Origin of the sequence: Pelomonas sp. Root405 (assembly GCF_001425165.1) — a bacterium.
In the GTDB taxonomy this organism is placed as follows: Bacteria; Pseudomonadota; Gammaproteobacteria; order Burkholderiales; family Burkholderiaceae_C; genus Pelomonas.
Window position 1 is genome coordinate 86,754 of record NZ_LMDU01000012.1, and the last position, 12,020, is coordinate 98,773.

12 protein-coding genes and 1 pseudogene are annotated in these 12,020 nt (G+C 65.6%); 5 read left to right on the forward strand and 8 right to left on the reverse strand.

Going from position 1 to position 12,020, the window contains the following annotated elements:
- The first annotated feature begins 290 nt into the window (after positions 1-290).
- The 3 genes from ASC81_RS26590 to ASC81_RS13210 all read left to right on the forward strand — a co-directional run bounded on the left by ASC81_RS26590 (position 291) and on the right by ASC81_RS13210 (position 3,731).
- The gene (locus ASC81_RS26590; protein ID WP_255354424.1) at positions 291-1,880 is read left to right on the forward strand and encodes a M35 family metallo-endopeptidase; all 1,590 of its coding nucleotides are present in this window, start codon (positions 291-293) and stop codon (positions 1,878-1,880) included.
- A gap of 537 nt (positions 1,881-2,417) precedes the next feature.
- On the forward strand, positions 2,418-3,119 hold the full coding sequence (locus ASC81_RS13205; RefSeq protein WP_162245898.1) for a M12 family metallo-peptidase: 702 nt from the start codon (positions 2,418-2,420) through the stop codon (positions 3,117-3,119).
- 117 nt (positions 3,120-3,236) lie between these two features.
- On the forward strand, positions 3,237-3,731 hold the full coding sequence (locus ASC81_RS13210) for a hypothetical protein (RefSeq protein ID WP_056267780.1): 495 nt from the start codon (positions 3,237-3,239) through the stop codon (positions 3,729-3,731).
- 63 nt (positions 3,732-3,794) lie between these two features.
- Here ASC81_RS13210 and ASC81_RS13215 read toward each other — a convergent pair whose 3' ends face one another.
- From ASC81_RS13215 to ASC81_RS13230, 4 genes and pseudogenes are all read right to left on the reverse strand, one after another.
- Positions 3,795-4,796, reverse strand: coding sequence for an NADP-dependent oxidoreductase (locus ASC81_RS13215; RefSeq protein WP_056267782.1), 1,002 nt, complete (start codon positions 4,794-4,796; stop codon positions 3,795-3,797).
- A gap of 146 nt (positions 4,797-4,942) precedes the next feature.
- On the reverse strand, positions 4,943-5,542 hold the full coding sequence (locus ASC81_RS13220; RefSeq protein WP_056267785.1) for a TetR/AcrR family transcriptional regulator: 600 nt from the start codon (positions 5,540-5,542) through the stop codon (positions 4,943-4,945).
- 57 nt (positions 5,543-5,599) lie between these two features.
- A pseudogene (locus ASC81_RS13225) lies at positions 5,600-7,389 on the reverse strand (thiamine pyrophosphate-requiring protein).
- Positions 7,390-7,453: 64 nt separating this feature from the next.
- Positions 7,454-7,654: a hypothetical protein gene (locus ASC81_RS13230; RefSeq protein WP_056267787.1), complete on the reverse strand. Its 201-nt coding sequence runs from the start codon at positions 7,652-7,654 to the stop codon at positions 7,454-7,456.
- A 179-nt stretch (positions 7,655-7,833) separates the two neighbouring features.
- Here ASC81_RS13230 and ASC81_RS13235 point away from each other — a divergent pair, with 179 nt between their 5' ends.
- A complete protein-coding gene (locus ASC81_RS13235; RefSeq protein WP_056267790.1) occupies positions 7,834-8,391 on the forward strand; it encodes a DUF2242 domain-containing protein in 558 nt (185 codons plus the stop codon).
- 133 nt (positions 8,392-8,524) lie between these two features.
- Positions 8,525-9,205, forward strand: coding sequence for a phosphatase PAP2 family protein (locus ASC81_RS13240; protein WP_056267792.1), 681 nt, complete (start codon positions 8,525-8,527; stop codon positions 9,203-9,205).
- Here the strand turns inward: ASC81_RS13240 and ASC81_RS13245 are convergent.
- From ASC81_RS13245 to ASC81_RS13260, 4 genes are all read right to left on the reverse strand, one after another.
- The gene (locus ASC81_RS13245; RefSeq protein ID WP_082536500.1) at positions 9,196-9,639 is read right to left on the reverse strand and encodes an SRPBCC domain-containing protein; all 444 of its coding nucleotides are present in this window, start codon (positions 9,637-9,639) and stop codon (positions 9,196-9,198) included. The genes ASC81_RS13240 and ASC81_RS13245 overlap by 10 nt on opposite strands.
- An 83-nt stretch (positions 9,640-9,722) precedes the next feature.
- Entirely contained in the window at positions 9,723-10,226 is a 504-nt protein-coding gene (locus ASC81_RS13250) for an ATP-binding protein (RefSeq protein ID WP_056914138.1), read from the reverse strand.
- 40 nt (positions 10,227-10,266) lie between these two features.
- Positions 10,267-11,526 carry an RNA polymerase sigma factor gene (locus ASC81_RS13255; RefSeq protein ID WP_369820855.1) on the reverse strand — a complete coding sequence of 420 codons (1,260 nt, stop codon included), beginning with the start codon at positions 11,524-11,526 and terminating at the stop codon, positions 10,267-10,269.
- A 4-nt stretch (positions 11,527-11,530) separates the two neighbouring features.
- Positions 11,531-12,016 carry a VOC family protein gene (locus ASC81_RS13260; RefSeq protein WP_056267800.1) on the reverse strand — a complete coding sequence of 162 codons (486 nt, stop codon included), beginning with the start codon at positions 12,014-12,016 and terminating at the stop codon, positions 11,531-11,533.
- Positions 12,017-12,020: the final 4 nt, after the last annotated feature.

Consider the following 12,020-nt stretch of genomic DNA (forward strand, 5'->3'; position numbering starts at 1 on the left):
GCTACGCCACCGCACGGTCCACGCAGCGCAATCGCGCTCCCGACGCCACTGCGCCGGTGGTCCAACGACCTCGTCGCAGTCGCTTGAACTCGCGATTCGGAAATTTGCAGGTCCGACTAGTTAATCCTGACAAAGAAAATCGTTGTTTATTAACACGATCAGCTGCATGACGAGATGTTTTGATACAAGCAAACTAGGCGTCCGTATCCGGGATCGTCGTCAACCAAGGATCAGCAAATGTTACCTGTCCCTCCAAAGTTCATTGGTTTGACGGCCGTTGAGGAAGAGCAGTGGCTTGCGGCGCACAATTGGGCGTATACAAGTATCGTATCGGCCATTCAAGCCACCAGTCAGAAACTGCTTATGAATCTGACATGTATGAGTCCTGGTTCGAACATGTATGGCCTTGGATAAAAGTCAGCGATGTTCTATCTCGCAAGAAGATCGTCGTCCAGCGCATGAATAGTATCATGCACTACCTTGAGACCAAAGCAGTCGTTTATAACAAATCGACCGACATAGTTGAATGTAAGTCCGGTCTAGATTCTCGGCTTGCATTCACAAACACAGCAACAAAGCAAATAGACCTCTGCCCGCTCATATTTAACGAACACGCGATTCACGCAGTTTATTGGGATTCAATGGAGTACATGCGGGCGTTTGTCGTTGTCCATGAAATGTATCATGTGGCAATTGACACAAACGGTGGAGATGGAAAGTCCGATAAAGCGTATCTACGCGCGTATTGCAGAGCATTGGCGCATTTCGATCCTGGCGCTGCCATCTCCAACGCGAATAATTACGCCTACTACGTTATGGGTAGTTACTGGAATCGGCGAGAGAAGCCGCCCGAGGAGCAGCACGATTACGGATTCTGGAACCACCATGCACCGGACGAGAAATGGGGCACCATGTCGACGGACGGCGCCGTAGCTTCCATAAAATACGACAATACTATCGTGATGTTTATATATCGCGACGATAGATCACCGAAGGCGGCGGGCCGTTTGTACTATCGCTTGGCAGAGTTGGTAAATGGTCACCCCATGCTTCGCGAACCCGTTATTGTTCGAGAGGAAAAGCATGATTTGCAGCCTGAAGAAGTACTCAGCATTACACGCCCATCCCTCTCCGCCCATAGCTTGTACTTCTATTGCGCGTATGTAGACAAAAACAGTCGGCGCGTCACGGTACTGGAATCAACTTTGCGCAGCGTCGTGGGAAATATCCAGTACATATTCACCTGGAAGAATCTCGAGGTTGGCGCTTTTGCCCCGCCACTAATTGACGAAAAGTCAAACAATAACCCGGCTGTAAGTTTTCTTGCATACCGTGTCCCAATTGTCTTCAAGCCGGCGGGACTATATTGCGTTTATGTGAACGATAAAAAGTCGCTAACTTGCGTCGCCAAGCTTGATTGGAAAGACGCGATTTGGCAAGAAGTCCCCTTTCCTGCTGCCTTGAAATTGCCGGCAACTGTCTTAACACCGGCACTTGTCATCTTCGACAACATACTGAGGTGCGGATACCTGGGCATGGGGTTTCTAAATCTTCTGACCTACACAGATACAACTCGCGCGGGCGACTTCGGGGTTTGGGTGCGCGATACTCACGCCCCTCTTAAAATGGACGTCACCGCCTTCGCGCTCGGGGAAATCAAGACGCCGTCAGGACCGGTACTGGTTGCTGTCGGCGTGAATGATGTCCTTGGCGATTACTACGTCTACTATGCCGTTTACCACACTACAACCGGCTGGGATAAACCAAACCGATTGTCGACTTTGACTAGCAGCGGGGCGCCGATGTTGACTCACATCGACTCTAGGCTTTCAATGTTCATTCGCGATTTACATGGGACCATTGATCGTCGCGGCACGTAGTGCAGAGTCTTGAATTAGTGGGTCGGTGAACGGAGCCAACAAACTATCGTTAGCTGAGCGCCTTGCCCACTCGTCTCAGCAGCGGGACCAACACGCGGCAACGAGCAGGCAAGTGGTCCCGCCGACCAAAAACTGAGCCACTTTTTTAGCCTGACGCCGACGCGAACAGGGGGCAATGTACCGAAACCCGAGGCAGAAGCCGGCTAGCTGAGGATCCCGCTGGCCTGCCCTCGCGCCACCCTGGCGCCAGTCGGGATGCACCGATGTAGGCGAACCGCTGTGCGTCGATGCCTTTGACAGTACTCAGGCGGCGGGGCGGGTGAATGGCGCTGCAGATCGGTCCCTCAGATCTGTAGGTGATTGATTGCTAAGGATTTTTGTAGTTCTCCACAGCATGCCCTGGACGCAAGCACGGAAATTGCGTGAAGGCAGGTTGGAATCAACTCCTTAGAGACAACCATGTCAACCTGCTCGCGACTCGACTCCACGTCTGCTCACACCAAAACGCCGAAGGGCTGGGCAAAGCGACGCGTTGGGATGGCTATTGCTCTCGCTGCTGCCGCTGCCTCGTTGCTGGGCGCACCCGCTCAAGCTGCACCCACCCGGCAGGTCACGATCCAGGCGTGGCAGGTCTGCGACGACGCCGGCAACAACTGCGCAACCACCAGCTTCTTCGACGCCTTCACCGAGAAGATCTGGGCGCAGGCCGACATCAAGGTGAACTTCCTCGCCATGCAGCAGGTCAACAGCAGCGCCCGTTTGAACGAGACCGATTTCAGCGACCTCGGCAACGTGGGTGACGCCTCGGTCATCGACCTCTGGTTTCTCAACGACCTGAGCGACTGCGGCGGCAATTTCGGCTTTGGCAGCCTGTTCGGCTGCGGCACTTCCGGGGGTTGGTTCGCGATGACACAGGCGGTGTTCGACTTCTCGGCCATCGGCCGCGTTGACACGCTGTCCCACGAACTCGGCCACGTGCTTGGCCTCGGCCATGACGATTTTGGCGCCGGTGCCGCCGACAACCTGATGACGTCCGGGGGCAGCCGTTCCATCGCGCAGGCACTGGGTGACGTGAATCCCGATGGCCTGGGTCTGGAAAAGCTCACAGCCGCACAGATTGCCGAGGCACGCTCCAGCGGCTTCACCACGAACGTCTTGCCCGAGCCCGGCTCGCTGGCCCTGGCCGCGCTGGCGCTGACGGTTGCAGGTCTGGCCCGTCGCAAGGCTGCCGCCTCGTGACGGCATGAAGCTGCGGCGGGCAAGGTGATGAGGGTCAGGGCCCGCCGCAAATTTGGTGTCCGGTTGGGTGCGGGGCTCGCGGTCGGGTTGGGCTTGGTGCCCTGGTCCGGCCCTGTGATGGCCAGCGACCGGATCACCCTGCCGCCAGAGTACGAAGCCCGCAGTTCGCCATCAGCCCGCTGCGTTCTCGAATTGAAACTGCGGCCCGCCGCCAACCCGCATGTCGCTCGCACCACCGCCACGCTGCTGGAAGTGAGCGCCGCGTCGCGCAAGGTGGTGTGGACGCGCGACCTGCCGCACAGGCCGCGTCCGCGGTTTGCGTTTGTCAGTGACAAGTGCCAGGTGGTGCTGCTCGACGAGTGGCTGAATGTTCGCAGCGCTCTGGCCGTGACGGTGATCGACAAGAACAACCGCACCTTGGCCGTCCACGACCTGGAGGCCGTGCGGATGGCGCTGGATCTGCCTATCGGCAGCCTGGCTGCAAAGGCACGTCATGGCGTTTGGATTCAGGCCCCACCGGTACTGGGCGTGCAGGGTGACGCCGTAGAAGTGGCCACAGGTGGCCGCACGCTGGTGATCCAGCTGCGCGATGGTGCGTTGTCGAGCCGCTGACGGCCGGCCCGCGTCAGCTCAGGTGGATGCGTGGAAGCAGGGTTGAGGTGCGGCGACCTGCCATTAGCGCATCTGCACGACGACCTTGCCCTTGGCGCGGCCGGTGGCCAGATAGGCCAGCGCCTCGGGGGCCTTCTCGAACGGGAACACCTTGTCGATGACCGGCCGGATGTGCTGCTGTTCAAGCAGCGCGCCGATCTGCGCGAGCTGTTCGCCGTCGGGCCGCGCGAACAGGAAGGAGTAGGCGACCTGGCGCCGGCTCGCCAGGCGACGGATGCTGCGGCTCATCATGCTGAAGACGAAGGTCAGCATGAAATTAAGGTGGCGGGCGCGGGCGAATGCGGCGTCCAGCGGCCCGACCAGCGAGACCAGCGTGCCGCCCGGCTTGAGGATGCCCACGGCCTGCTCCAGCGCGTCGCCCCTGACGGTGCCCAGCACCGCGTCGTAGTCGCGCAGCACGGTTTCGAACGCCTGCTTCTTATAGTCGACGACCTCGTCCGCGCCGAGGCTGCGCACCAGCTCGACGTTGCCCGTGCTGGTGGTCGTGCCCACCTTTGCGCCCAGCAGCTTGGCCAGCTGGATGGCGAACGTGCCGATGCCGCCAGAGCCGGCCGGGATGAAGACCTTCTGGCCGGCCCGCAGTTGCGCGCGCTCGCGCAACGCCTGCCACGACGTGAGCCCGACCATCGGGATGGACGCGGCCTGCACGAAGTCGAGGTTGGCCGGCTTGGCTGCGGCGGCACTCTCCGGCACTACGGCGAACTCGGCGATAGCGCCTTTGCCGAGGTCGAAGATGTTGGCGAACACGGCATCACCTGGCTTGAAGCGCGTCACGCCGCTGCCCACTTCGGTCACCACGCCGGCCAGGTCGCTGCCCAGCGTGGCCGGCAGCTGCAGGCGCACGACGGCCTTGAAGATGCCGGTCGGGATCATGTTGTCGATCGGGTTGACGCTGGCGGCGTGAACCTGCACCAGCATCTCGTCGGGCTGCAGCGTCGGGCGTGGCACCTCGGCAAGCGCGATGTCGGGCGTCTTGCCATAGCGTTGGAAGGTGAGCGCTTTCATGGGTTTCCTTGGTGGCCGGCGTACCCGACGGAGTGCGCAACGGGGTAGGTAGAGCGGTTGACGGCCCGCCGAACGCTATTTTAGCTGATGATCGTCATATAAAAGAGCGGCAAAAATGGTGGATGAGACTGCAGGATCTGCCTGGCTCAGGTCGCCGTGAGGTGCTTGAGCGAGGCGGCGCACCAGGCGTCGGCCAGGGCCGGTTCGTCCACGGCGCGCGCCAGCAGCAAGGTGCCCACCATGGTCGCGACGGTCACCAGCGCCCGCTCATGGGCGCCGGGCTGCCCCCAGTCGGACGCTTGGCGTGCGATGAGGTCGACCGTCTCCTTGATATGGCGCGTGGTGGCCCGCCGCACGTCGGGCGCCTGGCGCACCGCCTCCGAACCCAGAGCCGCCAGAGGGCAGCCCAACTCGATCTGTGCCAGGTGCTGCGGCGACAAATAGGCCTGCAGCATCGCGGCCAGCGCCTGTCCGGGCGGGGCGCTCGCGACGACGCCGGCGGCCAACGTGGCCGACTCGGCGCATGCCCGTTGGGTGGCCTCGGCCAGCATGGCTTCCCGCGACGGGAAGTGGGCGTAGAAGCCGCCATGGGTCAGGCCGGCCTCCTTCATGATGTCCGCCACGCCGGTGCCGTCGAAGCCGGTACGGCGGATCGCCCGTGCTGCAACCGACACGATGCGCTCGTGCGTGGCTTCCTTGGCGGCGGTTCGGCTGTCGCGCTTGGCTTTTTGCATGATGATCATCATACATACATTGAAGCGATGAGGTTGTGACTTCCTGCCGCCGCAGGCGTCGAACCTGCGCTATCCCCGGCCGCCGACCAGCCCGTCCCAGGCCTCGCGCATGGTCGCGAGCACGACCTGCCTGGCATCGGGGTCGCCCTGCAGCAGCGCCTTCATGTAGTGGCCGACCTGCTGCAGGCTCAGGTGCGGCGGCAGGGGCGGCACGTTGGCGTCGGTCATCATCTCCAGCAGCACCGGCCGGTCGGCCGCCAGCGCCTCGGCCCAGGCGCCGGCCACCTGCTCTGGCCGGTCCACGCGGCGACCGTGCAGGCCGAGCAGCCGCGCGTACTCGGCGAAGGGGAAGGCCGGCAGGTCCTGCGAGCCGCTGAACTTGGGGTCGCCCTCGCTGGCCCGCTGCTCCCACGTGACCATGTTGAGGTCGCCGTTGTTCAGCACCATCACCACCAGGCGCGGGTCACGCCATTGCCGCCAGTGGTGGGCGATGGTGATCAGGCCGTTGAGGCCGAGCATCTGCATCGCGCCGTCGCCCACCAGCGCGACGACCGGGCGGTCGGGGTGGCACAGCTTGGCGGCGAAGGCGTAGGGCACGGCGTTGCCCATGGTGGCCAGGCCGCCGGACAGCGAGCCCATCATGCCGCGCCGTGCCTTGATGTCGCGCGCATACCAGGCGGCGCTGGTGCCCGAATCCACCGTCAGGATGGCGTTGTCGGGCAGCTGCGGCGACAGCTCCCAGAACACGCGCTGCGGGTTGATCGGCCTGGCGTCGTTCATCGCGCGCGCTTCGAGAACGCGCCACCACTCGCGCACGTCGGCCTCGATCTTGGCCTGCCAGCGCCTGTCCTCCTTGCGCTTGAGCAAAGGCAGCAGCGCCTGCAGCGTGCGGCGGCTGTCGCCCACCAGGTTGAGCGCCATCGGATAGCGGATGGAGAGCTTGCGGCCGTCCCGGTCGATCTGAACGCCGCGCGCCTGGCCCTCCTTGGGCAGGAACTCAGAGTACGGGAAGCTCGACCCCACCATCAGCAGCGTGTCGCAGCCCTTCATCAGCTCCCAGCTCGGCACGGTGCCAGCAGGCCGATGGCACCGGTGACGCAGGGCAGGTCGTCCGGCACCGCGAACTTGCCGAGCAAGGCCTTGGCGATGCCGGCGCCGAGCAGGTCGGCGGTGGCGATCAGCTCGTCGGTGGCGTGCAGCGCACCCGCGCCGGCAAGGATGGCGACGCGCTCGCCGGCGTTGAGCAGGTCGGCCGCAGCGCGCAGGCTGGCCTCGTCGGGCACCAGCGGTTCGCTGGTTGTGCCAATGCCTGAATGCACGGTACCGTGCTCGCGCGGGGGCTCTTCCACCGCATCCATCTCCTGCAGGTCGTTGGGCAGGATGACGCAGGTCACGCAGCGTCGGTCGCGCGCGATGCGCATCGCGCGGTCCACCAGGTGGCGGACCTGCTCGGGCACGGTGGCCATGTGCACGAACTCGTGGGCCACATCCTTGAACAGGCTCACCAGGTCGACCTCCTGCTGGTAGTCGCCGCCGAGCGCGGCGCGCGCCTGCTGACCGACGATGGCGACCACCGGCTGGTGGTCGGCCTTGGCGTCGTACAAGCCATTGAGCAGGTGGATGGCGCCCGGCCCCGAGGTGGCAAGGCACACGCCCACCTCCCCGGTGAACTTGGCATGCGCCGTGGCCATGAAGGCCGCCAGCTCCTCGTGACGCGCCTGCACGAACTGCATGCGCTCACCGATGCGGCTGAAGGCGCCCATCAGGCCGTTGATGCCGTCACCCGGATAGCCGTAGACCCGCCGCACGCCCCAATCGTGCAAACGCTGCAGCAATTGATCGCCTACCGTCTTGCTCATGGGGTGCACCCTTCGGTCTGTGGACACTGGCCGGACTCGGGCAAGCCGCGCTCCCCAGCCGGCGTCAGCTGCCGCCGTAGCCCTCGCGGGTGTTCTCCAGCGCGGTCTCGGTTTGCTCCTTCAGCTGCTCGGCCTGCTCCTTGGCGTGGCGGCGCGACGCCTCAGGGCTGCGCTCCTTCTGCTTGTCGTCGCCGCGCGTCGGGCGGTCGGGCTGCAGCGGCTCGGCGCGCGGTGGGGAACGATGGGTCGGGTCGTCGTGGTTCATCGTGGGTGCCTCGCTGTCGGGATGGAGGAAGCCACTCGCGGCAAATGGCGCGCCCGTGGCAGCCCTGTCAGCGCACGGCCAGCGCGCCGCGTTGCGAAGGGCAACCGGCCGTGGCAAGCAGCGCGGCCCACCAAGGGCATCCCATCCACCGTGGCATCGGACGACGGAATAATCCCCCCATGCATCGTCTTCGCTTCCCGATCCTGCCTCTGCTGCTGAGCACCCTGCTGGCCGGCTGCAGCAACCTGCCCTCGATGAGCGCCAAGCCCAAGTCGGTCTACCAGGGCGAGAGCTTCGCGGCTGAAGAGACTTTCTCGCGCCTGTTCGACGCCAATGTCGACAGCACCTGCGAGGCGGCGCGGCGCGCGCTGCTGAGCCAGGGCTATGTCATCAGCAAGGCCGACAGCGGGCTGGTGCGCGGGTCCAAGCACTTCCAGCCGGCCGGCGAGGTGCACATGGAGATCGCCTTCAACGTCGTCTGCGTCGGCGATGGCCCCAAGCAGGAGGTCGCGACGGCCTATGTCAGCGCCCAGCAAGATCGCTATGCGTTGAAGAAGAGCAACCAGGCGGCCAGCCTCGGGGTCAGCGCGCTCGGCTCGATCTCGGTGCCGCTGTCCTCCAGCGAGGACTCGCTCGTCAAGGTCGCCTCCGAGACGATTCCCGCCGGCGAGTTCTATGACCGCTTCTTCACGCTGATGCAGCGGATGTTGCGGGAGAACACGAGCACGGAGCGCTGACGGGTGGCCTTGCGATGAACCGGCTCCAGCGCGAATTGCAGGCCCTGGTGCTGGCGCTGCGCGTAGAGGCAGCCGAGGCGCTGCTGCGCCGTCGGTTGAGCGCGCAGCCGAAGAGGAGCTGGCATTGCTGCCCATGCTGAACCTGCAGTCCCGCGCCCACCGCCGCTGGCTGGTGTTCGCCTTCGCCATGCTGACGCTGAGCGGCTTCGCCGCGCTGGCCGGCGAGATGCGCGAGTCCGACACCGCCCGCTGGGACACGGCCGCGCTGCATTTGGCGCAACAGTGGCGAGCCACGCACCCGCTCGTGGAAGCCGTCATGCGGGAGTTGAGCAGCCTGGGCAGCACGCCGGTGATGACGCTGTTCACGGTGCTCACTGCCGGCTACCTGCTCATCGTCGGCCGTCCAGCGCGTGCGGCGGCGGTGAGCTTGGCGATGATCACCGCCTCGCTCGCCGTCACGGCGCTGAAGCTCGGCTTCGGGCGCGCCCGCCCAGATCCTGAGTTCGCTGCGCTGGTGGCCGACGGCCTGAGCTTTCCGAGCGGCCACGCCAGCATGTCCGCGGTGTTCTACCTGACCGCCAGCGTACTGGTCGCCCAGCGGCACAAAGGGCTGCGGGTGCGGGCGTTTCTCGTCGGCATCGGCGCCTTCATGGCAGTGCTGGTCGGTGTGACCCGCGTGATGCTGGGCGTGCACTGGGCCAGCGATGTGCTCGCAGGCTGGGCCTTCGGCGCCGGTTGGGCGGCGCTGTGGTTCTGGCTGGCGGCCCACCTGCGAGATACGCGGGTGGCGCGGGCCGGCGCCGATCAGGGCTGAGCGGCGATCAGCCGGGCCTTGTCCCGGACCATCCCGCCGGAGGTGCCCTGTTCGAGCAGCGCCTTCAGGTCGCACAGCACGATCGCGAATCCTTCCGTCGCACCGACAGCCTCGTCGGCGGCCGACTTGCCGCGGAATCCCGTCATCTCGACCGTCACGCGCGTGGCACGGCCAAAGCGGGCGAGCCGGATGTCCACGGTCGTGCCGTCCGACCAGTTGAACGTGATGTGCCTGCCAGGCTCCAGGCGCACGGCCTTGACCTGCTCGCGCGCGCCCGGCACCAGGAACTCCCATTGCACTGCCTGGCCCACCGCCAGCGGGCCGCTGGCCTTCTTGAGCCAGAACTTCTTCAACCAGGCGGGCTCGACAAAGGCCGCGAAGACGGCCGCCGCGGGCGCTCGGATCAGCATTTCTGACCGGGCAATGGTGGGCATGGCAACTCCTTGCGTGAACGAAGCGACGATGGATTCTGATGCCGGCGCCGGTTCGGACGCGCCCGTGCGCGCCACCGATCGGCTCACTCGGACTGAGAGTCCTGCGGACCCAGGTACCGGTCGTAGGTGGCCGCCTCGTCGGCGGTGGGTCGTTCGAACCGATGACCGAGCTTCAAGAGGATGTCCCGCTCCAGGACTTCCGCGTGGGGCCCGCCACGCTCGCGGATGCGGCGCGCCAGCACGTCCGTGGCGGCGTCGACGAAATGGAGCTCCACGGCCGCACCGCTGCGCCTTGCCACGGCGCGGATGGCGTCGCGTTCACTCCTCGACCAGGTCGCGAACTCGGCGATGACCGAGACGCCCGCTCGAAGCAGCTGCTCGGCGTGCTGCAGCAGGTGGGGCTCGAATCGAAACCGCGGCGGGTAGTCGACGAGGCTGATGCCGAGGGCTTCGAGCCAGTCGTCGGTGCACAGCCGGATGGCCCGGGTGTCGCGGGCGGCGATGGCCCTGGAGCGCGTCGTCTTGCCGGCGCCGGGCAGGCCACAGACGAGGTACAGGCGCGGCGTTGTCATGCGTGGAGCATCCATGCCGCCATTGTGTTTGTGTCCGCCGTGAAGCGGCGTTCGCTCAGCTCGCCAGCCGCTTCGCCCGCGCCATCAGCAGCGCCCGCTGCACCTCGTTGCCGGTCAGCTCGGCGGCATGCAGATAGGCGTCGCGCGCCTCGCCCACCCGGCCCAGACGCTCCAGCACATCGGCCCGCGCACCGGCCAGGAAGGGATACCGCTGCAATTGGGGCTCGGCCGCGAGCGCATCCAGCAGTGGCAGGGCCGCGGCCGGCCCGCTGGCAAAGCTGACCGCGACGGCACGGTTCAGCGCGATGACGGGCGATGGGTTCAGTGCCAGCAGCCGGTCGTAGCCAGCAACGATGGCTTTCCAGTCGGTGTCCTCCGCGCTGGCGGCGCGGGCGTGGCAGGCTGCGATGCCGGCCTGCAGCGTGTAGGGCCCGGGGTCGCCCGACGACATCGCGCGCGTCAATGCCGCCAGGCCGCGGCGGATCAACAGGCGATCCCAGCGCTGGCGGTCCTGATCGGGCAGCAGCACCGGTCGGCCCTCGGCATCCAGCCGAGCGGGCAGGCGCGAGGCCTGGATCTCCAGCAACGCGGCCAGGCCGTGCACTTCCGAGTCCTCGGGCAGCAGGTGCTGCAGCTGCCGAGCCAGACGCAAGGCCTCATCGCACAGCGCCGGGCGCAGCAGGCTGGCGCCGCTGCCGGCGCTGTGGCCCTCGTTGAAGATCAGGTAGACGACAGCCAGGACCGCCGAGAGGCGCTGGGCGCGCTCCGCCGCCGTCGGCAGTTCAAAGGCCTGGCCGTGCAACGCCTTTTTGGCGCGCACGATGCGTTGGGCCACCGTCGCCTCGGGCTGCAGGAAGGCGCGCGCAATCTCGGCCGTCTCCAGGCCGCCCAGCAGCCGCAGCGTCAGCGCCACCTGGGCATCGCGCGGCAGCACCGGGTGGCAGGCGATGAAGATCAGGCGCAACTGCTCGTCGCCGATCTCGGCCTGGTCGCGCGCGGCGTCGAGGTTGTCGACGAAGTCGGGCACGACATGGGTGCCGAAGGCTTCGTCGTCGGCCGCCAGGTGCTCGTGCTCGCGCGCCAGCATCACCCGGCGGCGCAGCCGGTCCAGGGCCTTGTTGCGGGTGGCGGTCATCAGCCAGGCTGCCGGATTGGTGGGCTGGCCGTCGCGCGGCCAGCTCTCGATGGCGCTGATGAGGGCGTCCTGGGCACAGTCCTCGGCCTCGTCCAGGTCGCGCAGCAGCTTGGCCGCAGCGCCCACGAGGCGGCTGCGCTCGATGAGCCAAACGCCAGCGGCGATGTCGGCATGGCTCACGGCTTCAGTGGCCGTCGTAAGCACGGCGCAGCGCCGCAATGTCGATCTTCTCCATGCCCCAGACGGCCTGGAACACGCGCTGCACGCGGGACGCATCGGGGTCGCGGATCATCTCGAACCATGCCCGGGGGATGAGCTGCCAGGACAGGCCCCAGGCATCTTCCACCCATCCGCAGGACTTGAGCTTGCCGCCACCTGCAGGCAGCTGCTCCCACAGGTGGTCGATCTCGGCCTGGTCCTCGCAGGCGACGGTCAGCGAGAAGGCCTCGTTGAGCTTGAAGTGCGGGCCGCCGTTGAAGGCGGTCATCTCCAGGCCCAGCAGTTCGAACTGCACGACCATGACCGTCCCGGCCTCGCCCGGCGCGTTCTCGCCCCAGCGCTGCGTGTGCAAGACCAGGCCCTTGCCGAGCACCTTCAGGTAGTGCGCCACCGCATCCTCGGCGCCGCGCTGGTACCAGATGAAGGGCGTGAGCTTTTGTTGGATGTGCATGGTC

Coding starts and splice junctions, on each gene's coding strand:
- ASC81_RS13205 (WP_162245898.1), top strand. CDS start 2,418: ATGGCTATTGCTCTCGCTGCTGCCGCTGCCTCGTTGCTGGGCGCACCC.
- ASC81_RS13210 (WP_056267780.1), top strand. CDS start 3,237: ATGGCCAGCGACCGGATCACCCTGCCGCCAGAGTACGAAGCCCGCAGT.
- ASC81_RS13215 (WP_056267782.1), bottom strand. CDS start 4,796: ATGAAAGCGCTCACCTTCCAACGCTATGGCAAGACGCCCGACATCGCG.
- ASC81_RS13220 (WP_056267785.1), bottom strand. CDS start 5,542: ATGATGATCATCATGCAAAAAGCCAAGCGCGACAGCCGAACCGCCGCC.
- ASC81_RS13230 (WP_056267787.1), bottom strand. CDS start 7,654: ATGAACCACGACGACCCGACCCATCGTTCCCCACCGCGCGCCGAGCCG.
- ASC81_RS13235 (WP_056267790.1), top strand. CDS start 7,834: ATGCATCGTCTTCGCTTCCCGATCCTGCCTCTGCTGCTGAGCACCCTG.
- ASC81_RS13240 (WP_056267792.1), top strand. CDS start 8,525: ATGCTGAACCTGCAGTCCCGCGCCCACCGCCGCTGGCTGGTGTTCGCC.
- ASC81_RS13245 (WP_082536500.1), bottom strand. CDS start 9,639: ATGCCCACCATTGCCCGGTCAGAAATGCTGATCCGAGCGCCCGCGGCG.
- ASC81_RS13250 (WP_056914138.1), bottom strand. CDS start 10,226: ATGGATGCTCCACGCATGACAACGCCGCGCCTGTACCTCGTCTGTGGC.
- ASC81_RS13260 (WP_056267800.1), bottom strand. CDS start 12,016: ATGCACATCCAACAAAAGCTCACGCCCTTCATCTGGTACCAGCGCGGC.